21 protein-coding genes (1 of these 21 running past the window's edge) are annotated in these 22194 nt (G+C 63.2%); 8 read left to right on the top strand and 13 right to left on the bottom strand.

The features are described from left to right. On the top strand, window positions 1-262 hold the final stretch of the coding sequence (locus OVA00_RS23085; protein ID WP_034797679.1) for a M23 family metallopeptidase. The gene continues 1706 nt to the left of window position 1, outside the view; the window shows 262 of its 1968 coding nt (coding positions 1707-1968); the start codon falls outside the window, past its left edge; it ends in the stop codon at window positions 260-262. Between the two features lie 83 nt (window positions 263-345). On the opposite strand, the gene clpB is transcribed toward OVA00_RS23085, so the two are convergent. Further along, window positions 346-2952: an ATP-dependent chaperone ClpB gene (clpB, locus tag OVA00_RS23080; RefSeq protein ID WP_268089665.1), complete on the bottom strand. Its 2607-nt coding sequence runs from the start codon at window positions 2950-2952 to the stop codon at window positions 346-348. Window positions 2953-3192: 240 nt separating this feature from the next. Next, window positions 3193-4212, bottom strand: coding sequence for a hypothetical protein (locus OVA00_RS23075; protein ID WP_034797683.1), 1020 nt, complete (start codon window positions 4210-4212; stop codon window positions 3193-3195). Between the two features lie 130 nt (window positions 4213-4342). Between OVA00_RS23075 and OVA00_RS23070 the strand changes: the two genes are divergently transcribed. After that, the gene (locus tag OVA00_RS23070; RefSeq protein WP_034797685.1) at window positions 4343-4927 is read left to right on the top strand and encodes a TetR/AcrR family transcriptional regulator; all 585 of its coding nucleotides are present in this window, start codon (window positions 4343-4345) and stop codon (window positions 4925-4927) included. A gap of 105 nt (window positions 4928-5032) precedes the next feature. Here the strand turns inward: OVA00_RS23070 and OVA00_RS23065 are convergent, their stop codons facing one another. The 5 genes from OVA00_RS23065 to OVA00_RS23045 all read right to left on the bottom strand — a co-directional run bounded on the left by OVA00_RS23065 (window position 5033) and on the right by OVA00_RS23045 (window position 11677). Next, window positions 5033-5695 (bottom strand): DUF4167 domain-containing protein, encoded by a 663-nt coding sequence (locus OVA00_RS23065; protein ID WP_034797687.1) that lies wholly within the window; start codon window positions 5693-5695, stop codon window positions 5033-5035. 327 nt (window positions 5696-6022) lie between these two features. Then, on the bottom strand, window positions 6023-6892 hold the full coding sequence (gene prmC / locus OVA00_RS23060; RefSeq protein ID WP_034797690.1) for a peptide chain release factor N(5)-glutamine methyltransferase: 870 nt from the start codon (window positions 6890-6892) through the stop codon (window positions 6023-6025). Window positions 6893-6895: 3 nt separating this feature from the next. Further along, window positions 6896-7978 (bottom strand): peptide chain release factor 1, encoded by a 1083-nt coding sequence (gene prfA, locus OVA00_RS23055; RefSeq protein ID WP_060518361.1) that lies wholly within the window; start codon window positions 7976-7978, stop codon window positions 6896-6898. 69 nt (window positions 7979-8047) lie between these two features. Further along, complete coding sequence (gene ptsP / locus OVA00_RS23050; protein WP_034797694.1) at window positions 8048-10315, bottom strand: phosphoenolpyruvate--protein phosphotransferase; 2268 nt, start codon at window positions 10313-10315, stop codon at window positions 8048-8050. An 87-nt stretch (window positions 10316-10402) separates the two neighbouring features. Next, a complete protein-coding gene (locus tag OVA00_RS23045; RefSeq protein ID WP_034797696.1) occupies window positions 10403-11677 on the bottom strand; it encodes an aspartate kinase in 1275 nt (424 codons plus the stop codon). A gap of 326 nt (window positions 11678-12003) precedes the next feature. On the opposite strand from OVA00_RS23045, the gene OVA00_RS23040 reads away from it, so the two are divergent. The 3 genes from OVA00_RS23040 (at window position 12004) to OVA00_RS23030 (ending at window position 15879) form a co-directional block, all read left to right on the top strand. Next, a complete protein-coding gene (locus OVA00_RS23040) occupies window positions 12004-12804 on the top strand; it encodes a hypothetical protein (protein WP_442780574.1) in 801 nt (266 codons plus the stop codon). 136 nt (window positions 12805-12940) lie between these two features. Next, a complete protein-coding gene (locus OVA00_RS23035; RefSeq protein ID WP_442780573.1) occupies window positions 12941-13957 on the top strand; it encodes a linear amide C-N hydrolase in 1017 nt (338 codons plus the stop codon). 389 nt (window positions 13958-14346) lie between these two features. Beyond that, entirely contained in the window at window positions 14347-15879 is a 1533-nt protein-coding gene (locus tag OVA00_RS23030; RefSeq protein ID WP_060518365.1) for an ABC-F family ATP-binding cassette domain-containing protein, read from the top strand. Between the two features lie 64 nt (window positions 15880-15943). On the opposite strand, the gene OVA00_RS23025 is transcribed toward OVA00_RS23030, so the two are convergent. Further along, window positions 15944-16459 carry an SAM-dependent methyltransferase gene (locus OVA00_RS23025; RefSeq protein ID WP_268089663.1) on the bottom strand — a complete coding sequence of 172 codons (516 nt, stop codon included), beginning with the start codon at window positions 16457-16459 and terminating at the stop codon, window positions 15944-15946. Window positions 16460-16606: 147 nt separating this feature from the next. On the opposite strand from OVA00_RS23025, the gene OVA00_RS23020 reads away from it, so the two are divergent. After that, on the top strand, window positions 16607-17155 hold the full coding sequence (locus OVA00_RS23020) for a dihydrofolate reductase family protein (protein ID WP_060518369.1): 549 nt from the start codon (window positions 16607-16609) through the stop codon (window positions 17153-17155). 211 nt (window positions 17156-17366) lie between these two features. Next, window positions 17367-18113, top strand: a complete 747-nt coding sequence (gene ubiG, locus OVA00_RS23015; protein WP_268089662.1) for a bifunctional 2-polyprenyl-6-hydroxyphenol methylase/3-demethylubiquinol 3-O-methyltransferase UbiG — start codon at window positions 17367-17369, stop codon at window positions 18111-18113. Between the two features lie 16 nt (window positions 18114-18129). On the opposite strand, the gene OVA00_RS23010 is transcribed toward ubiG, so the two are convergent. The 5 genes from OVA00_RS23010 to OVA00_RS22990 form a co-directional block, all read right to left on the bottom strand. Continuing rightward, window positions 18130-18696: a GNAT family N-acetyltransferase gene (locus OVA00_RS23010; protein ID WP_268089661.1), complete on the bottom strand. Its 567-nt coding sequence runs from the start codon at window positions 18694-18696 to the stop codon at window positions 18130-18132. A 103-nt stretch (window positions 18697-18799) separates the two neighbouring features. Then, window positions 18800-19228, bottom strand: a complete 429-nt coding sequence (locus tag OVA00_RS23005; protein ID WP_034797716.1) for a DUF1178 family protein — start codon at window positions 19226-19228, stop codon at window positions 18800-18802. After that, window positions 19225-20082, bottom strand: coding sequence for a carbon-nitrogen hydrolase family protein (locus OVA00_RS23000; RefSeq protein WP_268089660.1), 858 nt, complete (start codon window positions 20080-20082; stop codon window positions 19225-19227). The genes OVA00_RS23005 and OVA00_RS23000 overlap by 4 nt, the downstream gene beginning before the upstream one ends. Window positions 20083-20148: 66 nt before the next feature. Continuing rightward, window positions 20149-20406: a glutaredoxin 3 gene (gene grxC, locus OVA00_RS22995; RefSeq protein ID WP_034797718.1), complete on the bottom strand. Its 258-nt coding sequence runs from the start codon at window positions 20404-20406 to the stop codon at window positions 20149-20151. Between the two features lie 47 nt (window positions 20407-20453). Then, complete coding sequence (locus OVA00_RS22990; RefSeq protein WP_268089659.1) at window positions 20454-21185, bottom strand: ComF family protein; 732 nt, start codon at window positions 21183-21185, stop codon at window positions 20454-20456. Window positions 21186-21286: 101 nt separating this feature from the next. Here OVA00_RS22990 and OVA00_RS22985 point away from each other — a divergent pair, with 101 nt between their 5' ends. Then, window positions 21287-22165 (top strand): methyltransferase domain-containing protein, encoded by an 879-nt coding sequence (locus tag OVA00_RS22985; RefSeq protein WP_060609785.1) that lies wholly within the window; start codon window positions 21287-21289, stop codon window positions 22163-22165. The last annotated feature ends 29 nt before the right edge of the window (window positions 22166-22194 follow it).

Here is a 22194-nt window from a genome sequence, read left to right as displayed (position 1 = left end):
GATCGCCAAAAACGTCAAGGTCGGCAACAAGGTCGTCCAGGGCCAGGTGATCGGCTGGGTCGGAACGACCGGCCTTTCGACCGGACCGCACCTGCACTACGAGCTGATCGTCAACGGCAACAAGGTCGACCCCTTGCGCATCCGACTGCCCGGCGGCAAGTCGCTTTCGGGCGACGCGCTGGCGAAGTTCGAGAAGGAACGCGACCGCATCGACGAACTGCTGAACAAGGACGGCACGGGCGCAGAGGTCGCGAGCAACTAACCGCTCCCCTCCCCTGCTCGAAAATCAGCACAAACAGAAAGGCCGCCCCGAAGGGCGGCCTCTTGATTTGTGCGCTGCCGGACTTAGGCGGCTTCCTTGTCCGGCCCCGCCCCGCGCTTGAAGTTGAGGCGGTCCGAGCCCGAAAGCACCTTGACGGTCGAACCATCAGGGAACTCGCCCTGCAGGATCTTCTCGGCGAGCGGATCCTGCACGAACTTCTGGATCGCCCGCTTCAGCGGACGGGCACCATAGGCCGGGTCGTAGCCCTTGTCGGCCAGGAACGCGCGGGCATCGTCGTCGAGTTCCAGCGTGATCTTGCGCTCGGCAAGCAGCTTGCGCAGCCTTTCGAGCTGGATATCGACGATCGCCCCCATCTCCGACCGACGCAGCCGGTGGAACAGGATGATCTCGTCGACGCGGTTCAGGAACTCCGGCCGGAAGGCGGACTTCACCACCTCCATCACCTGGTCGCGAACCGCATCACTGTCCTCATTTTCGCCAAGCCCGACCAGATACTCCGCGCCGAGGTTCGAGGTCATGATGATCATCGTGTTGCGGAAGTCGACAGTGCGACCCTGACCATCGGTCAGGCGGCCGTCGTCGAGCACCTGCAGCAGCACGTTGAAGACATCCGGATGCGCCTTCTCGATCTCATCGAACAGCACGACCTGATAGGGCCGGCGCCGAACGGCTTCGGTCAACGCACCGCCTTCCTCGTAGCCGACGTAGCCCGGAGGCGCACCGATCAGCCGGGCGACGGAGTGCTTCTCCATATATTCCGACATGTCGACACGCAGCAACGCGGTCTCGTCGTCGAAGAGGAACCGGGCAAGCGCCTTGGTCAGCTCCGTCTTGCCGACGCCGGTCGGGCCCAGGAAGATGAACGAGCCGATCGGCCGGTTCGGATCCTGGAGACCCGCACGGGCACGCCGGACGGCACGGGAAACTGCCTGCACGGCGTCACCCTGGCCGACGACCCACTTCGCCAATTCGTCTTCCATGCGAAGCAGCTTGTCGCGTTCGCCTTCCAGCATCTTGTCGACCGGAATGCCCGTCCAGCGCGAAACGACATGCGCGATGTTGTCGGGGATCACGACCTCCTGCACCATCGGGTTGGCATTGGCGTTCTCCTGGCTTTCGGCGTCCGAGAGCTCCTTTTCGAGCTTCGGGATGACGCCGTAGGTCAGTTCGCCGGCACGCTGGAACTCGCCCTTGCGCTGGACGATCGCCAGTTCGTTGCGAGCTTCGTCGAGCTGCTTCTTGAGATCGGCGGCACGCCCGAGCTTCTGCTTTTCCGCCTGCCAGCGGGCCGTCAGCGCGGATGCCTGCTCTTCGAGCGAAGCAAGATCAAGTTCGAGCTTCTCGAGCCGATCCTTCGACGAGACATCGGTTTCCTTCTTCAGGGCCTCGCGCTCGATCTTCAGCTGGATGATGCGACGATCGAGCTCGTCGAGCTCCTCGGGCTTGGAATCCACCTGCATGCGCAGCCGCGACGCGGCTTCGTCCATCAGGTCGATCGCCTTGTCCGGCAGGAACCGGTCGGTGATGTAGCGGTTCGAAAGGGTCGCGGCGGCAACCAGCGCCGAATCCGAAATCCGGACCTTGTGGTGCTGCTCGTACTTTTCCTTCAGACCGCGCAGGATCGAGATCGTGTCTTCGACCGTCGGCTCCTCGACCATGACCGGCTGGAAGCGACGGGCAAGGGCCGCGTCCTTTTCGACATGCTTGCGGTACTCGTCGAGCGTGGTCGCGCCAACGCAATGCAGTTCGCCGCGCGCAAGCGCCGGCTTCAATAGGTTGGAGGCGTCCATGGCGCCATCGGCCTTGCCGGCCCCGACCAGCGTGTGCATCTCGTCGATGAACAGGATGATCTCGCCGTTTTCGGCCTGCACCTCGCTGAGCACGGCCTTCAGCCGCTCCTCGAACTCGCCGCGGAACTTCGCACCGGCAATCAGCGCGCCCAGGTCGAGCGCCATCAGCCGCTTGTCCTTGAGGCTTTCCGGCACGTCACCATTGACGATGCGCAGTGCCAGGCCCTCGGCGATCGCGGTCTTGCCGACGCCGGGCTCACCGATCAGAACCGGATTGTTCTTGGTGCGGCGCGACAGCACCTGGATGGTGCGGCGGATCTCGTCGTCGCGGCCGATGACCGGGTCGAGCTTGCCTTCTCGCGCGTCGGCCGTCAGGTCGCGCGCGTATTTCTTCAGGCTGTCGAAGCCCTGTTCGGCAGTGGCGCTGTCGGCGGTGCGGCCCTTGCGGATGTCGTTGATCACCTGGTTGAGCTTGGTCGGCGTGACGCCGGCCTTCTTCAGCACATCTGCGGTGGCAGCCGAGCTTTCGATCGCCAGCGCCAGCAACAGGCGCTCGACGGTGACGAAGCTGTCGCCGGCCTTCTTGGCTGCGTCTTCGGCGCTCGAAAACACCCGCGCAAGCGGCTGCGACAGATAGACGGAACCGTTGCCGCCGGAAACCTTGGGAAGCTTTGCAAGCGCTGCGTCATTGCCGGCGCGCGCTTCGCGGGCATCACCACCGGCCCGCTCGATCAGCGAGGCGGCCATGCCCTGGTCGTCATCGAGCAGTACCTTCAGCACATGCTCCGGCGTGAACTGCTGGTGTCCTTGCGCCAGCGCATAGGTCTGCGCCGACTGCAGAAAACCGCGCACGCGCTCGGAATATTTTTCGATGTTCATACTCTACCTCCATATCCCGGCAGGCCCATCATGGCACCCGTCGGTGTTTCAGGATCAGGCTCCCGCATTCGGCAAGCCTGTCAGTGTGGCGCGATCCCCGCTTTGCGTCGGATCAACGCGTCCGAAGCGAATATGGGGCAGCGATTTTGGAAATTAAAGAGCCTCCCGACGCTCCTGAGACGGAAATCTGCAACCACGAGGCGGCCGCGCACCGAAAGGGTAACGCGGCCGCGGGATCGTCTATGCCGCGGGGGTCCGCTCGGCGAAGGACGCGCCGAATTCCTTCATCCGCCGCACATAGTAGGCCGGCTCGATCAGGACCTCCGGCAGATAGAGGCCCGGCGTCGGGGCGGCCCCACCTTCAAGGCCCAGCATGCGCTCGACCGCAAGGGCGACGCCAAGCGCCGTCAGTGGGGCCTGGCCCTGAGGGTGCACGATCTCATAGCGACGGTCGACCAGTTCGCCGTGTTTGTCGCGGCCCTTGATATCGATGGCGATCTCCGTCGAGAACGGTTCGCCGCGCCGTCTGCTCGCGGACACGCTATAGGCAAGATCCAGGCGGATATCGCTGGCGTTGGTACGGGCCGAAAGCGCCATGACGTCGAAGGGCGAATAGGCGGTCGCTTCGAGTTCGACGCCGTCAACGCTTCTGAAGCGCGCCTTGGAATCCTCGCCGCCGGCCCAGTGGAACTTGCCATCCGCGACGGTCAAAGCGGCGGGCGCAAGGCCGGTGATGCGGTTGTAATCCGCAAGTGCTGCCGGCCCACCCATGTCCTCTTCGTCGAGCAAGACGCCGATGCGGATCGTGTCGATCGCCTCATAGGCTTTGGCAAAGTCGAGGATCGGGAAGATCGCGGCGCCGGCGAGCCAGTGGCTGGCGAGCAGGATCGGCGCACTGTCCGGCGCGTGGATATACTGCGCCATCTCCGGACCGACCTCGAAGGTGCCGCTCGATAGGCTGATATAGGGAATGCCGTGGCGCTGGGCGTAACGCATCGAGCTCAGCTTTTCGTCTTTCAGGAAGATGACGACGGCGCTGAAGCGGGGCGCATCGCCAAGGCCGAGATCCGGGCGACTGAGGTCGACGCTGACCCCGACCGCGCCGCCAACCTCACGTGCGACCGCCTCGGCCCTGCCAAGATCGCGGCCACCGATCGCGATCGGCAGCGTCGGGTGCAGACGACGAATGATCCTTGCGGCCTGCGACCCGACGACACCGGAACCACCGACAATCAAAACGGGCAGAAACTTGCTCGACATCTTCCTATCTCCTAAACGAGAGGTAAGCGGCACCTACCAAACTTACCATTAGTAACCTACTATTGGTAAGTAAGATGCCGAATACCACTTTCAAGAGGCATGGGCCGACGCGAAAAGAGGATTGTGATCGATGAGCCGGACGAAAGGCCGAAAGCTTGCGAAGCCCGAGCGGCGCGCCCAGCTGCTCGAGACCGCCAGGGAGATCCTGCGCGAACGGGGCGCCGACGCCCTGACGCTTGGCCATCTCGCCGAAAGCGCTGGCGTCAGCAAGCCGATCGCCTATGAACATTTCGGCACGCGCGAGGGGCTCTTGATCGCGCTCTCCCAGGAAATCGAAGACCGGCACACGGAAAAACTGAAGGTCGCGCTGAAGGGTGCATTAAATCGGCTCGAAGCGGTCGCCGATATCATCAGTTCCGTCTACATCAACTGTGCTGTCGAAAGCGGCGAGGAATGGCAGGCGATCTCCGGCGCGCTGCGCGGCAATGCGGACATGATCGCCACGCAGCAACAGCAGGCTGACGATTACGTCGCCATGATCAAGGCAGCCCTCTCTCCTTTCTCGGAAGTCCCCGAGGACGATCTGAGGCTTCGCTGCACGGGTATCGCCGGCGCGGCCGAGGCGATCGGCCGCGAACTGATCCGCGGGCGCACAAACGAGACCGCTGCGAGCAGCAACCTAACTGCACTCATCATCGACAGTGCCAAAAGCTGACCAGTGAAACTGGCTGATCAGCGTTTGCCGTACAAAGAAAAACCCGGCCGCGATGGGCCGGGTTTTTGATGCCTGCACCGGGCAGGCTGACTATTGCGACCTCGCTTACTCGGAAGCAGCCAGAGCCGGCGCTTCCGGAGCGTCATCACCCGACGGCTGAGCTTCGTCGGCAGCACCTTCCTGGGCGCTGCGGCGCGGACGGCGCGGACGCGGCGCGTTGCGGCGGCGCGTTGCGGCACGGCCGGAAGCGGCAGGAGCTTCTTCTTCCATCGCAACTTCGGCCGGCGTGCCTTCGATCACCGGCTGCGGGCCGGTACCATCGATGACAACGGGCTGCGGCTCGGCAACAGGCGTTACGGCTGCGGCACCCGAAGCCGGCATGTCGTCGGCGTAGCCCTGATCCAGATCGTCCTGGTCCTGGTCGGCTGCGTCGTGGCCGCGGAAGTCCTGACGGTCGTCACGCTGGAAACGATCCTGCATCTGCGCCTGCGCGGCAGCAATGATGCGGTTGTAGTGTTCGGCGTGCTGCAGGTAATTTTCCGCCATGACCCGGTCGCCGGAGCTCTGGGCGTCGCGCGCAAGTGCAGAGTACTTCTCGGCGATGTGCTGGGCCGTACCGCGAATCTTCACATCCGGACCGGAGCTGTCGTAGGTCCGCGTCAGCGGATTCGAGCCCTTGCGGTTGTGATTGTTGTTGCTTCCATTGTTGTTGTTATTGTTGTTGTTATTTCGCCCGCGGCCGCGCTTGTTTTGCTGTCCTGGCCTCATAGTACATTCACCCGAATTCTCTTGATAATGATGATCATGTGGTTTCGTCTTCCGGCCGGATCCGCCCGACAGAGCACGCACCGTTGCGCTCGCACAATGGCGGCTTCGGCGCCGACTGACGTCAAATTAACAGGTACCCGCACAAGGCACGTGTTGAACCCTAGCAACTCTTTCTTGAGAGCAATCCCCGTGGCCAGGTCATACCGGAACGAATCTTAGGTCCATGACCTTCTGCCCAGTGCGCGGGCAAACTAGCCCGCTTCCTCTGGGATTCCAAGCCCTTTCTTTGCCTCTGCAAGAAAGAAGATGCGCCAGTGCAGCATTTTTTCAACGGTTTGTGTCGCGTTCGAAGATCAGGACGCGGTCATTGCCGCCGAGATCCTTCGCCTCTTCACGCAGACGGAATTTTTCGGCGTAAAACAACGCCGTTACCGCCTCTTTCTGGTCGAAACCGATTTCCAAGCCTATCACGCCGTTTGTCTCAAGATGATGACCAGCTTGAGAAGCGATGGCGCGATAGGCATCTAGCCCATCTTCTCCGCCATCAAGCGCTGCGGCCGGGTCGTGAAGTCTCACCTCCGGCTCAAGCTCTTCGACCACACTGGACCGGATATACGGCGGATTTGAGACGATAACGTCGTAACGACCGTCCACCTTTTCGTACCAGTTGCTGAGCAACGGCCGAAAGCGATCCGCAAGTCCGAGAGCGACGGCATTTGCCGTCGCCGTTGCCAGCGCGTCTCCGGATATATCGGTAGCCGTGCCCCTGGCTTCAAGAACCTCAGACAGAAGCGCGAGACAAATCGCGCCCGTGCCGGTCCCGAGATCCATGATCTCGCAACCTCCCTTTCGCGCGACCACCGCGCGCAGATAGGGGATCATGCGGTCGACCAAGGTCTCGGTGTCCGGGCGCGGCTCCAGGGTTTCCTTCGACAGCCTCAGCGGCAGACCGAAAAACTCGCGTTCACCGAGGATGCGATAGACCGGCTCGCGCGCCAGCCGGCGCGCAACCGCCGCCCGGATCCGCTGGGCATCCTCATCCGAAACCGGGTCCCTGCCCCGCGACACGACCGCGCTCAGCGACAGGTCGAGCAGGCCCGAGATCAGGTGCCGGACGTCGAGCGCCGCATGCTCGATGCCGCCCGCCTGCAGGCGATCGCGACTTTCGGCAACCAGGCTCGCGAGCGTCTCGGCCATCTCTTAGCCCCGCTGCTCGCCGAGCTGCGCCAGCTGGCTCGCCTGGTAGTCGGCAAGCAGCGCATCGACGACTTCGTCGATCTCGCCCATCATCATCCGGTCGAGCTTGTATAGCGTCAGGTTGATGCGGTGGTCGGTAAGGCGTCCCTGCGGGAAATTGTAGGTGCGGATGCGTTCGGAGCGGTCGCCCGATCCCACCTGGCTCTTGCGGTCGGCCGAGCGTTCGCTGTCGGCGCGCTGGCGCTCCATGTCGTAGAGGCGCGAGCGCAGCACCTGCATCGCTTTCGCACGATTCTGGTGCTGCGACTTTTCCGAGCTGGTGACGACGAGCCCGGTCGGCAGGTGGGTGATGCGCACGGCCGAGTCCGTCGTGTTGACGTGCTGTCCGCCGGCGCCCGACGAGCGCATCGTGTCGATGCGGATATCCTCGGGCCGGATCTCGATATCGATGTCTTCGGCCTCGGGCAGCACTGCGACGGTTGCCGCCGAGGTGTGAATGCGGCCGCTCGCCTCCGTCTCCGGCACGCGCTGTACGCGGTGCACACCAGATTCGAACTTCAGCCGCGCGAACACGCCGCGCCCGGAAACGGTAGCGATGATTTCCTTGAAACCGCCGGCTTCGCCTTCGCTCGACGACAGCACTTCGACCTTCCACCCCTTGCCCGCCGCATAACGCTCGTACATCCGGAACAGGTCGCCGGCAAACAGCGCCGCCTCGGAACCACCGGTTCCGGCGCGGATTTCAAGGATCGCGCTCTTTTCGTCGGCTGCATCCTTCGGCAGGAGCAGGATCTGGATCTCCTGTTCCAGCTGTTCGATCGCGTCGACGACCTCGGGCTTTTCCATTTCGGCGAGATCACGCATCTCGCGGTCGGTCGATTTGTCGGCGAGCATGGCGGTGATGTCGGCAAGCTCCGCCGTCGCCTTTTCGTAGGCGCGGATCTTCGTCACCACCGGCTGCAGTTCGGAATACTCCGAGGCGAGCTTGACGTAGACGTCCGCGGCCGGGCCGGCGGACATGCGCGCCTCGATTTCACCGAACCGCCGTTCCAGTTCGCGCATCTTTTCAACGGGAAGCTTTGCCAAGTCTCACTCCAATGCGTCTCGCCCCGGCCGGATCAGCTCCGGACGAGGGTTGCGACGCGTCACTTCAATCTAAACCGGAATGCCGTTTTCCGCGGCGAAATCCACCAGCATCTGGCGAACGGGCGTCTGATCTCGCGTGTCGTCCAGTGCAGCGTTGAGCAGTGCGCCTAGCTTGGACGCGTCAAGCGCCAGAAGCATCGCCTTGATCGGTCCTACGGCCGTCGGCGACATCGACACCGAACGGAAGCCAAGACCCAGCAGCGCCATGGCCGAGAGCGGCTTGCTCGCCATCTCGCCGCAGAGCGTCACCGGCGTATCGTGCCGGTCGCCGGCGCGCACGATATCACGCAGGATCCTGAGGAACGGGCGCCCGAGCACGTCGAAACGATCGGACACGCGGGCATTGCCGCGGTCGACGGCCATCGCGAACTGGAAGAGGTCGTTGGAGCCGACTGAGACGAAGTCCACCTCGGTCATCAGCTCGTCGAGCTGCCAGAGCAGCGCCGGCACTTCCAGCATGGCGCCGAATTGCAGCTTGCGCGGCAACTGTTCGCCGAGCTTCGACTGCCGCTCGATTTCCTTCTGCAGGAGGTCGCGCGCGATCCTGAGTTCGGAAACCTCGGTGACCATCGGCAGCATCAGCTTGAGCTCGGCACCGGCCGCCGCCCGCAGCATCGCGCGGAGCTGGGTGCGCAGCAGACCCGGCCGGTCGAGCGAAAGCCGGATGGCGCGCCAGCCGAGCGCCGGGTTTTCCTCTTCCGCAGCGCGGAAATAGGGAACCACCTTGTCGCCGCCAATATCGAGTGTGCGGAAGGTTACGGGCTTGCCGCCCGTCTGCTTCAGCACGCTGCGGTAGAAGGCTTCCTGTTCCTCTGCCTTCGGCATGGTCGAGGCGATCATGAACTGGAGTTCGGTGCGGAAGAGGCCGATGCCTTCGGCACCTGCCTCGTTCAGATGCGGAAGGTCGACCAAGAGGCCGGCATTCATCTGCAACGTGATACGCGTGCCGTCCCGGGTCAGCGGTTCGACGTCCTTCAGCGCGCGGAACTGTGCCTGACGCCGCGCCCGGAAGCGAACCTTTTCCTCATAGGCGCGCTGCAGGTCGGCGAGCGGCCGCAGATGCACCTTGGCGTCATCGCCATCGATGATGATCGCGTCGCGGTTTTCCGCAAGCGCCACGGCACCGGTCGCCTGGCCGATCACAGGAATGCCCATGGCGCGGGCAACGATCACCACGTGGCTGGTGACGGCACCCTCTTCGAGCACCAGGCCGCGCACATTTTCGCGCGGATAGTCGAGCAGCTCGGCAGCGCCCATGGCGCGCGCGACGATCACCGCATCGTTCGGGAAGTCGCTCGCCGAAAGCTTGGCGCCGTAGCCCGAGAGCTGGCGCAGCAAGCGGTTGGCGAGATCGTCAAAATCATGCATGCGTTCGCGCAGATACGGATCCGTCAGGCGGATCATGCGCGCTTTGGTTTCGCTCTGCACACGCTCGACGGCGGCTTCCGCCGTCAGGCCGTTGCGGATCGCTTCTTCGAGCTTGCGCACCCAGCCGCGGTCATGCGCGAACATGCGGTAGGTCTCGAGCACGGCCCGATGCTCGCCCTCCATCGACACCTCGCGGCGCGACAGCATGTCGTCGATCGAGATGCGCAGCGACCCGAGCGCCTCGGCAAGCCGCTGCAGCTCCTGGTCGGTATCCTCGTTGAGGAGATTGGTGACGACGATCCTTGGTTCGTGCAGGACGACATAGCCAAGGCCGATGCCTTCGCCGTAGCTATTGCCGTCGATCGAGACGGGACGCGAGAGATCGAGTTCGAGACCTGGCTTGGTGATCTTCTTGAGCTCGCCGGTTGCCACCATCTCGGCGAGAACCATGGCGGTCGTTTCGAGCGCCTCGACCTCGTCCTCGCGATAGTTGCGCATCGCCTTGTTCTGGACGACGAGAACGCCGAGCGCGCGCCCTGTGCGCAGGATCGGCACGCCGAGGAAGGAATGATAGATCTCTTCGCCGGTCTCCGGCAGGTAGGTAAAGGCCGGGTGAGACTGGGCGTCGGACAGATTGAGCGGCCGGGCCGAAGCGGCGATGGTACCGACGAGGCCCTGCCCCATCTTCAACTGCGCCAGGTGAACGGCGGCCTTGTTCAGACCTTCGGTCGCATAGAGTTCGAGCACGCCGTCGGAGCGCAGCACGTAGACCGAACACACTTCCGCGACCATATTCTGCGCGATCTGGCGCACGATACGGTCAAGGCGCTCCTGCGGCTCCAGCGGTTCCGCCATCAACTCGCGCAACCGCTTGAGGAGAACGCGCGGACCTGCGGAAAGGTCTCTCATCGCGTGGGGTCTCCCGAAATAGAGGGGACGGCAGCAAACGGGATGCGCGGCCAAGTCGCCGCGAATCCCAAATCGGTCGTCTGTCGATTAACTCTTATCGAGACCGTAGGCGGAATGCAAAGTGCGAACCGCCAATTCCGCATAGGGTCCATCGATCAGGATCGAAATCTTGATCTCGGAAGTGGTGATCGCCTTGATGTTAATGCCCTTGTCGGCAAGCGCACGGAAGGCCGACGCTGCAACACCGGCGTGGCTGCGCATGCCGATACCGATGACCGATACCTTGACGAGGCCGGCTTCGGACTGGACGACGTCGTAACCGATCTTGTCCTTGTTGTCGCCGAGCACCTTCAGTGCCTTGTCGACATCGCCGGAGGGAACCGTGAAGGTCATGTCGGTTTTCGAACCGTCCTCGGAGATGTTCTGGACAATCATATCGACGTTGATATGGGCTTCAGCCAGCGGGCCGAAAATCGCGGCGGAGACGCCCGGCCGGTCGGCGAGACGGCGCAGCGAAATCTGGGCTTCATCCTTGGCATAGGCAATGCCGGTTACGACTTCCTGTTCCACGATCTCATCCTCATCACAAATCAGCGTACCGGGCGGATTGAGAAGGTCACCCATGCCCGGCGCATCGGGATCTTCGAAAGACGAACGCACGAAGGTGCGGACCTTGTGCACCATGGCAAGCTCCACCGAGCGCACCTGCAGCACCTTGGCGCCGAGCGATGCCATTTCCAGCATTTCCTCGAACGCGATCTTCTTCAGACGCCGCGCCTTCGGCTCGATGCGCGGGTCGGTGGTGTAGACGCCATCGACGTCGGTGTAGATGTCGCAGCGATCAGCTTTGACGCCGGCGGCAATCGCAACGGCCGAGGTGTCGGAGCCGCCGCGGCCGAGGGTGGCGACGCGGTTGTCGGGCCCAAGTCCCTGGAAGCCGGCGATGACGGCGACCTGGCCCTCGCCCATGCGGCGGATGAGCTCGGCACCGTCGATGTCGAGAATGCGGGCAGCGCCGTGGGCGTTGTCGGTGCGGATCGGGACCTGCCAGCCCTGCCACGAGCGGGCGTTGATGCCCATCGACTGCAGCGCGATGGCGAGAAGACCGGAGGTCACCTGTTCGCCGGACGCGACGATCGCGTCGTATTCGCGCGCATCGTAGAAGGGCGAGTTGGCGCCGGTTGCCTTCGGCATGTTCTGCACCCAGCCGACCAGCTCATTGGTCTTGCCGGACATCGCGGAAACGACGACGGCAACTTCGTGGCCGGCATCGACCTCGCGTTTCACATGGCGGGCAACATTGTGGATGCGTTCTAAATCAGCGACGGACGTCCCGCCGAATTTCATCACGATGCGTGCCATGTGCCTCTACCGGTACCCAAATTGCGCGCGCTTGCGCGCGTGACAGGAAAGCCCCCGCCGGCGCCCGACGGTCAAAAAGCTTGGGAGACTTCTCGCACATCGGCAGTCACCGCTTCGGGGAGCGGAAAGTCGCGGCGTCTCTTAGCGGATCAGGGGCCTGCGCGCAATGGCAGGGCGGCAGGAATAAGGCTCCATACGCACGGTGGGGAAACGTGCGCGGTCGCGGTTTGCGCCACTTGAAATTGCGGCAGCGCCGGCTAGGCTGCCAACGGACGCTTGAGGGGGCAGACATGCAAGCACATCGCATACCCGCAACCGCACGAATGATGGCCCGCTGTGCCGTCGCGCTTTCCGTGACGCTCTTGTGTTCGACACTGTCGAACGCCGCCGATTTCGACCAGGCGCGCATGGCGCCGCAAGGCGACTGGACGGTGATCGTCAGCCCCTATGTCTGGGCGGCGAGCCTCAAGGGGGACGCATCGCTTGCCGGCTTCGACACCGATGTCGACGTGCCCTTCAAAGACACGCTCGACCATTTCGACTTGGCGCTGATGGGCAACATCGAGCTGACCAACGGCCAATGGGGTGTCTATTTCGACGGCCAATACGTCCGTACCAGCCAGGATGAGGAGCTGCTCAGCCATGAGATCGGCCTCGACATCAAGATGACGACGCTGGCCTTCGGCGCGTTCTATCAGGTCTATGAGCAGGAACTCGGCGGCAACACCGTCTTCGGCAAGCCCCGGACGCTGTCGATCGAGCCGACGATCGGTCTGCGCTGGACGAAGCTCGAGGCGGACGTGTCCGTGGCCGGTTTCAACACGAGCAAGAGCGCCGACTGGACCGACCCCTTCGTCGGCCTGCGGCTCAACGCCGATCTCAGCGAGCGCTGGAACCTCGTCGCCGAGGCCGATGTCGGCGGCTTCGATGTCGGCTCAAAGCTCAGCGTCAACGCCCAGGCCTATCTCGGATACCGGACCGAAATGCTTGGCCAGCCGACAATTTTGCGCGCCGGGTACCGGTTGCTCTATCAGGATTACGAAAGCGACGACTTCACGGGCGCGAACAAGTTCCGCTGGGACGTGAACCAGCACGGCCCGGTGATCGGCTTTTCCATGTTGTTTTAGAACCTGGGCCTGCTTCAACGCTCAAGGACCGTCTGGCGGATACCCAGCATACGCTTTGCCCGCGAAGGAGAATGGTATGACGTTCATCGTAAAGCCGGCCGTCCGATCGGTCACATCCGCACTTGCCGCCCTTCTCATGCTCGGTCAGACGACGGCGGAAGCCTGCACCCGCCTCGTCTATCTCGGCCCCGATGACAATATCATCACTGCCCGATCGATGGACTGGAAGAGCGACGTCGCGACCAACCTCTGGGTCCTGCCGCGCGGCACCGAGCGCAACGGTCAGGCAGGGCCGAACTCGTTCAAATGGACGGCGAAGTATGGAAGCGTCGTGGCCACCGGCTATGATGTCTCGACCACCGACGGCGTCAACGAGGCCGGCCTCAATGCCAATCTCCTGTGGCTGGTCGAATCCGAGTACCCTGACTTCAATGACAAATCGAAGCCGGGCCTGACGATCGCCGCCTGGGCGCAATATGTGCTCGACAGCTTCGCCACTGTCGAGGATGCGGTGAAGGCGCTTGAGAAAGAACCGTTCACGATCGTCACCGACAACGTACCGGGTGAGAACCGGCTGACGACGCTGCACCTTTCGATCTCGGACAAGACCGGCGACAGCGCAATCGTCGAGTATATCGGCGGCAAGCAGGTGATCCATCACGGTCGCCCGTATCAGGTGATGACCAATTCGCCTGTCTTCGACCAGCAACTGGCCCTGAACGCCTACTGGAAGCAGATCGGCGGCACGGTGATGCTGCCGGGCACGAACCGCGCGGCCGATCGTTTCGCTCGCGCCTCGTTCTACGTCAACGCCATTCCGAAGGACGAGAACCCCGACCGTGCGCTGGCCAGCGTCTTCAGCGTCATTCGCAATGTCTCGGTTCCCTATGGGCTCAACACGCCGGAGGAACCGAACATTTCCTCGACCCGCTGGCGCACCGTGGTCGATCACAAGCGCAAGCTCTATTTCTTCGAGTCGGCGCTGACCCCGAACACCTTCTGGGTCGACCTGAAGAAGATCGATTTTACCAAGGAGACCGGCAAGGTGATGAAGCTCGATCTCGGCGAAAACCAGGATCACACCTATTCGGGCGACGCGACCGGCGACTTCAAGCAGGCCGAACCGTTCAAGTTCCTCGGGCTGCAGATGTGAGCACACCGGCTCGGGGCCGGCGCGAAGCCATCGAAAATTGCGCGCGACGGTGTTATTGACGCTGCCGCAAGTTCAAATTCGAGAAAGGGGGGCTGCACGTGATGACATTTTTCCGGCACCACCGCCAGCGTGGCCCCGTCCAAGCCCTGCAGATGCGTTTGCAGGGCTGACCAGACATCCTTTCGCGAAGATCGCGAGCCTATCCCTGGTCTGCCCAGAGTGATGCAGTGCGGAACCATTTCGGTTTCAACGCCTGCATCGTCTTCCAATACCGAGCCGATGCGGCCCGAGCACAGCATGTCTGTGTTGCGGGCTCGACCATCCGAAACCCCGGCCTGAAGTGCCGCCCCGGATGATCCGCCGTCGCTCGTGCAGTCCAGAGAACGACCATGGCCTTGATCAATATCCGCAACCTCGGCGTCAGCCTGAGCGCACCGCTTTTCTCCAGTCTTAGCCTGTCCGTCGCATCCGGTGATCGTATCGGCATCGTCGCTGCCAACGGCCGCGGCAAGTCGACCCTGCTGAGATCAATCGCCGGCAGCTTTGATCCGACCGCCGGCGAAATCACCCGCTCGCGCGGGCTGACGGTCGGTCACGTCGAGCAGAACGTGCCTGCGTCGCTTTTACCTCTCTCCTTCCACGACGCCGTTCTTTCCGCCCTCCCGGCCGACCAGGCGGAAAACGAAAGCTGGCGCGTCGATATCGTGCTCGATTCCCTCGATGTGCCGGAGGTTCTGCGGGCTCGCGCCGTGTCGGAGTTGAGCGGCGGCTGGCAGCGCCTGATGCTGCTTGCCCGCGTCTGGGTTAGCGAGCCAGACGCGCTGCTGCTGGACGAGCCGACCAACCATCTCGATCTCGCCAAGATCGGCCGGCTGGAGGCCTGGCTGAATGCGCTGCCACGCGACGTGCCGGTGCTGGTTGCCAGCCACGACCGCGCCTTCCTGGACGCAACCACCAACCGCACGCTGTTCCTGAGGCCAGAGCAATCGCCGATCTTCGCGCTCCCCTATTCGCGGGCGCGCGCCGCTCTCGATGAGGTGGACGCATCGGAGGAGCGGCGTTACCAGCGCGACATGAAGGTGGCGCAGCAACTGCGTCGCCAGGCCGCCAAGCTCAACAATATCGGCATCAACTCCGGCAGCGACCTGCTCACGATAAAGACGAAGCAACTGAAGCAGCGCGCAGAACGGCTGGAGGATGCGGCAAAGCCCGCGCATCAGGAACGTTCCGCCGGCGCGATCCGGCTCGCCAATCGAGGCACCCATGCCAAGATCCTGGTGACGCTCGACGACGTCCAGGTCGAAACGCCCGACGGCACCCCGCTTTTCCGCACCGGCAAGCGCTGGATCTGCCAGGGCGACCGCATCGTGCTGCTCGGCGAAAACGGCGCCGGCAAGACACGGCTCGTCAACCTGATCCGCACGGCGATCGAGGAGCCCTCCCGCGCGCCGGAGACGCTGAAGGCAACACCCTCGCTGGTGCTCGGCTACAGCGACCAGGCGCTTGCCGGCCTGTCGGACGAGGAGACGCCGCTTGCCGCGCTGTCCCGCCGCTTCTCGCTCGGCGACCAGCGCGCCCGTAGCCTGCTCGTCGGTGTCGGCGTCGGCATCGACATGCAGGAAAAGGCGATCGGCCGGCTGTCGGGCGGTCAGAAGGCGCGTCTTGCCATGCTGGTGCTGCGCTTGAAGGAGCCCAATTTCTACCTGCTCGACGAACCGACCAACCACCTGGACATCGAGGGCCAGGAAGCGCTCGAAACGGAGCTGTTGAGAAACGAGACGAGCTGCCTGCTCGTCTCCCACGACCGCAGCTTCGTGCGCAATGTCGGCGACCGCTTCTGGCTGATCGAGAAGCGCCGCCTCGTCGAGGTCGAGGATCCCGAGGACTTCTTCGCCTCGGCGGCGGCAGGCGACGTCGGCTGACATAAAGCGCAATCATCGCATTTGTGACGCCCGCAACAAGCGGGCGTCACAAATGCCAACATCATCAGGCGGGCGGCCGCGCAATCAGGCATGCGACTTCGCCGCTGTAAAATATCTGCGCCGACAGTGCCTCGACCAGCCAGCGGTGGCGAAGGGCCGCCGCCGCGAGCCGCGCGCCAACGTCGTCGGCCCCCGTGGACGGCTCGTCATGGAAAAGAAAAAGACGTCCCTCAGGCTTCAACAGCCGCGCCAGCGCCGCAAACTCTCGAGCGGGATCGCCCCGCGTGAACACGCCGACGCGCATGGCGAACGCCTTGGCGAAGCGACGGCCACCGAGATCGAACGAGCGAAGCTCCGCAACCCGCAAGGTCGCCCGGCCTGCAGCAACATGTTCAGCATTTCTGCGTGCTGCCGCCGCGATCATCACAGCCGAGCGGTCGATGGCGACAATCCCCCCTTCGTCGAGCCGATCGCAAACCTTCGTCACGGCAATGCCATGGCCGCAACCGACTTCGAGCAGATGATCGGACGGCTGCGGCGCGATGGCGCCGACTGCCCAATCGATCCTGTTCAAGCCCATGTGGTTTCCTCCCCTCGCCAGCGCAGAAACTAGCACGCGGAAGAGCCGCAGCACCAACCAATCCGGTTCAAAAATAAAACCACTTGCAAAACAATATCAGATTTGCCACCCTTTCCGTGACAGGCATGCCGCAACGGGAGAGATACAATGCGCAAGGTCATCATGTGGGACATGGTTAGCGTCGACGGCTTCTTCGAAGCACCGGGGCACGACATCGAGTGGTTCGTCTTCGAGGACGAACTCGCCGCCTATATCGGCGAAACGCAGCTCGAGGCCGACACCCTGCTTTTCGGCCGCGTGACCTATGAAATGATGGCGGGCTACTGGCCATCCGCCGAAGGCGACATCGCGACCTTCATGAACGGCGTCGAGAAATTCGTCTTCTCGCGCACGCTGACCTCCGCCGATTGGGCCGGCACGACGCTCGTGACCGGCGACGCCGCAAGCGAAGTCGAACGACTGAAGGCGCTGGATGGCGGCACGATCTTCGTTTTCGGCAGCGCCGACTTCGCGAGCGAACTGATCGAGAAGGGCCTCGTCGACGAATACCGCCTCGGCATCAATCCGGTGCTGCTCGGCGAGGGTGTGCCGCTGTTCAAACCAGGGCTGAAGCGGACGAAACTCAAACTGACCCACACACGCCCTCTGACGTCCGGCGTGGTTATCCTGCACTACCAGCCAGAAGCGGACGCCTAGCAGGACGGGCGCCACGCACGCGTGTGCGCCGATCTGGCCCAGCGCCGCCTCTTGACTTCCTTGTCCGATCGTCCGACTTCACTGCTGCACAAGTCCCTAAATCGGGATCGATTTAAGGATAGAATTGTGCAGCACTTTAAAGTGCTACAGCGTCCTTAGCGCGCCTTGAAAGACGCGCGGCGCTGTCGGGACGATGCAAGGAGACGGCGACATGAGCGAGACCGCACGCACGACGATTGACCAGAGCGAGGTTGACCGCTTTTCCGCCATGGCCGCGGAGTGGTGGGATCCGACCGGCAAGTTCCGGCCACTGCACAAGTTCAATCCCGTTCGCCTCGCCTATATCCGCGACAAGGTGGCCGAGCATTTCGGCCGTGATCCAAGGAGCCCGCAGCCGCTCAAAGGTCTGCGGCTGCTCGATATCGGTTGCGGCGGCGGCCTCTTGTCGGAGCCGATGGCACGCATGGGTGCCGATGTTCTCGGCGCCGACGCCTCCGAAAAGAACATCGGCATCGCCAAGACGCACGCGGCCGGAAGCGGTGTGGCGGTCGACTATCGCGCCGTGACCGCCGAAGCCCTTGCCGAAGCCGGCGAGAGCTTCGACATCGTACTCAACATGGAAGTGGTCGAGCATGTCGCCGATGTCGATTTCTTCATGACCACCTGCGCCCATATGGTTCGCCCCGGCGGTCTGATGTTCGTCGCCACCATCAACCGCACCATGAAGGCAGCGGCGCTTGCCATCTTCGCAGCCGAGAACGTCTTGCGCTGGCTGCCGCGCGGTACGCACCAGTATGAAAAACTGGTGCGCCCGGCGGAACTGGAAAAGCCGCTCGTGGCCAACGGCATCGAAGTGACCGAGCGGACCGGCGTCTTCTTCAATCCGCTTTCCAATCAGTGGAACCTGTCCAAGGACATGGACGTCAACTACATGATCGTCGCCAAGCGGCCGCTATGAGCAGCTGTCGGCGGCCTCAGCCAGCCTGCCGACGCTCCTGCCACTCGCGCTTCAGCAGCGCATAGACGTATTCGTCGCCCCAGACATCGTTGAAACGGTCGTTCTCGATCAGATGCGCTTCGCGGCGCATGCCGAGACGCTCGACGACGCCGACGGACCCCTTGTTGAGGGCATCAAGCCGGGCAAAGATCCGGTGAAACTTCAGCGTCGAAAAGCCGAGATCAAGCAACGCCCGCATCGCTTCCGTAGCGTAGCCCTTGCCGGCAAAGTCGGGATTGAAGATGTAGCCGGTCTCCGCCTGTTCCGCCGCACTGCTTGCGAGCTTCAGCAGGACTTCGCCGATCAGTACGCCATCCTCGCGGCGCTCGACGGCAAACACCGCGACGTCCCCATCGTCAACGAGCTTTGGCGCCGAAGCCTTGGCGAATTTTGTCCGCGCTGCCGTTTCGTCGAGCGGGTGCTGATAGAGATAATGGTAGACCTCCGGCAGGCGGTGATAGGCAAAGAATGCCGGAAAATCGCCAGGCACGAAGGGCCGGATAACGAGGCGATCAGTGGAAATGTGAACATCGGACAATGCCATTGGCTGGAAAACTCCCATTGCAAAGCTGCGAGATGGGAGCCAAGGCATTGTATTTAAAGGGCGGAACCAAAGTTTAGACGCGCAGATGCGAAAGTGCCCCGCGTCAGTTGACCTCGTCGGGCAAGATCGGCAGCGGCGCGACCGCGATCCCTTCTTCGAGCAACGCCACGGCCTCTTCCGCCGTCGCCTTGCCGATCAGCCCGCGCTCTTCCGCCTCGCCGTAGTGGATCTTGCGGGCTTCCTCGGGAAAGCGCTCGCCGACATCCTCGGCGTTCTCGCGTACGGACTTCACCAGCTCGCGGATCTTGGCGACCGTTTCCTTCTGCGCCTGGTCCATGATCACCGCCCGCGTCGCCTCCTTCTTGCGCGCGGTCGCGACCGAGGGCGCCATCAGTTGCTTGGCAACGGATGTCGAGTTGCAGCTCGGACAGGAGACCAGCTTGCGTTCGACCTGGCGGTCGAAATCGTCACTCGACGAGAACCAGCCCTCGAAATCGTGGCCGTTGTCGCAGGAAAGGGTGTAGCGGATCAAGCGGCAACGCCTCCCTTCCCGGTCGGCGCCACTTCATCGAGCACGAAGCTACGGGCATTCTTCAAGTTCGGTATCTTGGCGCGCGCCGCATGCACGGCGGCGACATCGATGTCGGCAAGCACAACCGCCTCGCCCGTAGGGCCAGCCGAAGCGAGCACGCGCCCCCAGGGATCGACGATCATAGAATGGCCGAACGTCTCACGCCCATCCTCATGCGTGCCCCCTTGCGCGGCGGCAATGACGAAGAGGCCGTTCTCGATCGCGCGGGCGCGAAGCAGGATTTCCCAGTGCGCCTCGCCCGTCTGCCGCGTGAAGGCGGCGGGCACCGACATGATCTCGGCGCCGGCAACGGCCTGTTGCCGGAAAAGCTCCGGGAAGCGCACGTCGTAGCAAATGGAAAAGCCAAGTTTGCCGAAGTCGAGTTCGGCCAGGCGCGCAATGCTGCCTGGCTGATAGGCGGCACTTTCCCGCCAGCTCTCGCCGTTGTCGAGATCGACGTCGAACATATGGATCTTGTCATAGTCACAGATCTTTTGGCCATTCGGGCCAAACAGCAGGCCGCGATTGGCGATCTTGCCGCCAGCAAGCGCGATCGGCGTCGAGCCGACATGGAGGTAGACGCCAAGTTCGCCGGCAAGCTGAGCTGCCGCCGCGGCAATAAGATCGTTGGCCTCGTCCTTCAGGACCGCGCGCAGCGCCGCCCGGTCCCGCTGCAGCGCCCCGGTCATTTCCGGAGTCTGGATATAGGTCGCGCCCTGGGCTGCTGCTTCGCGCGCGAGCCGCACCATCGTCTCCGCATTCTTGCGCGGATCGACGCCGGAACACATCTGAATGGCTGCGGCCTTGAAAGTCATTACGTCCAACTCCTAAGCGCTCACCGCAGATAAACGGGACGTCGCCTCATGCAAGGGTACGGTGCCTCAGGCAGCCAGCATCGCGTCGAGTTTGCCGGCGCGTTCCAGCGCGTGCAGGTCGTCGCAGCCACCGACATGAATGTCGTTGATGAAGATCTGCGGGAACGTCGTCCCACCGTGCGACTTGTCGATCATCACCTGCCGAACGTTCGGATCATAGGTGGCATCGTGCTCGAGGAAGGAAACGCCCTTGGTTTCCAGGAGTTTCTTTGCGGCCGAGCAATAGCCGCAGAACTGACGCGTATAAATGACCACCGAAGCCATGATCCTGAACCGCTCCTTTGCCGGCGACCGTGCCGGACATCTGATTGTCATATAAGACCGGATACGGCTCTTGCAAAGGTCAAAACCGTGACCGACCCGGCTCCCGCCCGCTTCAGCGCACGGGTCGCTGCGGCAACGGTTGCGCCGGTCGTATATACATCGTCGACGAGAACCACGCTTTTCCCACTGAGACCCGCCCTGCCGCTTTCCGAGACGGCGAAGGCGCCGCGGACGTTCTCCTCGCGGGCGCGCAACCCCAGGCGAACCTGCGGGCTCGTGCGCCGGATGCGCCTCAAGATGTCGGGCTGATACGGACGACCGGAGAGCTGCGCAATGGCTCGCGCCAACTCCGCCGACTGGTTGAACCGCCGCTTCCACAGCCGGAAGGCGTGCAGCGGCACGGGGATGATCGCGTCGGCGGAAGCGACGGCACCGTCGCTCGCCCGGATCATCCATGTCGCCATCATCGGCGCGAGATCCGTGCGGTCGCGATATTTCAGCCCGTGGACCAGATCGCGGGCAACACCTTCATGGATCGCCACCGACCTTAACCGATCGAATGCAGGCGGGTTGGCGATCGCCTCCGGTGACACCGCTCCGGCGCCGTGATCGACCGAAAACGGCATGCCGAGAATATCGCAATAGGGCCGTTCGATCAGCGGCAGCGTCGCCCAGCAGGAGGCGCAGACCGCGCGATGGTCGCCGACCAGCCGGCCGCAACCGCAACAGACAGGCGGAAAGACGAGATTGACGAGCCCCAGTCCGAATCGTCTCAGCATGCCCGCGCGCCACGCCTGCGGAATACGCAACCTCTCCCATGCCATGCGGTTGACTTTGTGCCTCCGAAGGTCTCTTTGCTGCCCATCGCGGAGAGACTATCGTGGAAAAAATCTTTGACCAGAGCCTCGTCGAGGCGCACCGGGCAAGGGCGCTCAGAAACGCCGATCCGAAGGCCGGTTTCCTTCTCGACATCGTTGCCGAAGAGCTCGCCGAGCGTGTCGGCGTGGTCGAGCGTCATTTTGATCGCGCACTCGAACTGCACGGCTATACGGGTGAAACGGCCCGCCAACTGATGGCGACCGGCAAAATCGACGCCATCGAGCGCGTCGAGACGGACGCCCGCTTCGGCTCGACCGAGGCGCCGGTGACGATCGCCTCGCTCGAGGAAGTTCCGGCCGAACCGGAAAGCGTCAATCTGATCGTCTCGCCGCTGTCCCTGCATCTGACTAACGACACACCGGGCGCCTTCATCCAGGTGCGGCGGGCGCTGAAGCCCGATGGGCTGTTCCTCGCCGCCATCCCGGGCAGCGGCACACTGCAGGAGCTGCGCGAAGCGCTGCTGGCCGCGGAGGCCGAATTGACCGGCGGCGCCAGCCCGCGCGTCATTCCCTTCGCCGATGTCCGTGACGTCGGCGCTCTGCTCCAACGCGCCGGCTTCGCTCTGCCGGTCACCGACACTGAAACCTACACGGTGCGCTACGATTCGCTGTTCGCGCTGATCCGCGACCTGCGCGCCATGGGCATGACCAGCCCGCTTTCGGCGCGCAGCCGCACGCCCGTTTCCAGGCGGTTCTTCCTCAGGGCTGCGGAAATTTACGCGGAGCGCTTCTCCGATCCGGACGGCCGCGTTCGCGCTACCTTCTCCATCATCTATCTGTCCGGCTGGGCGCCGCACGAAAGCCAGCAGAAGCCGCTGAAGCCGGGTTCAGCAAAGCAACGGCTTTCGGCAGCGCTTGGCACGAAGGAGCAGCCGCTCTAGGGCGGCATCCGCCCCAGATCCGGTTTTAG

It is taken from the genome of Ensifer sp. SL37 (assembly GCF_026672675.1).
GTDB lineage: Bacteria > Pseudomonadota > Alphaproteobacteria > Rhizobiales > Rhizobiaceae > Ensifer > Ensifer adhaerens.
The sequence above is the reverse complement of the archived record's forward strand: the minus strand, read 5'-3'. Positions and strand labels throughout refer to the sequence as shown.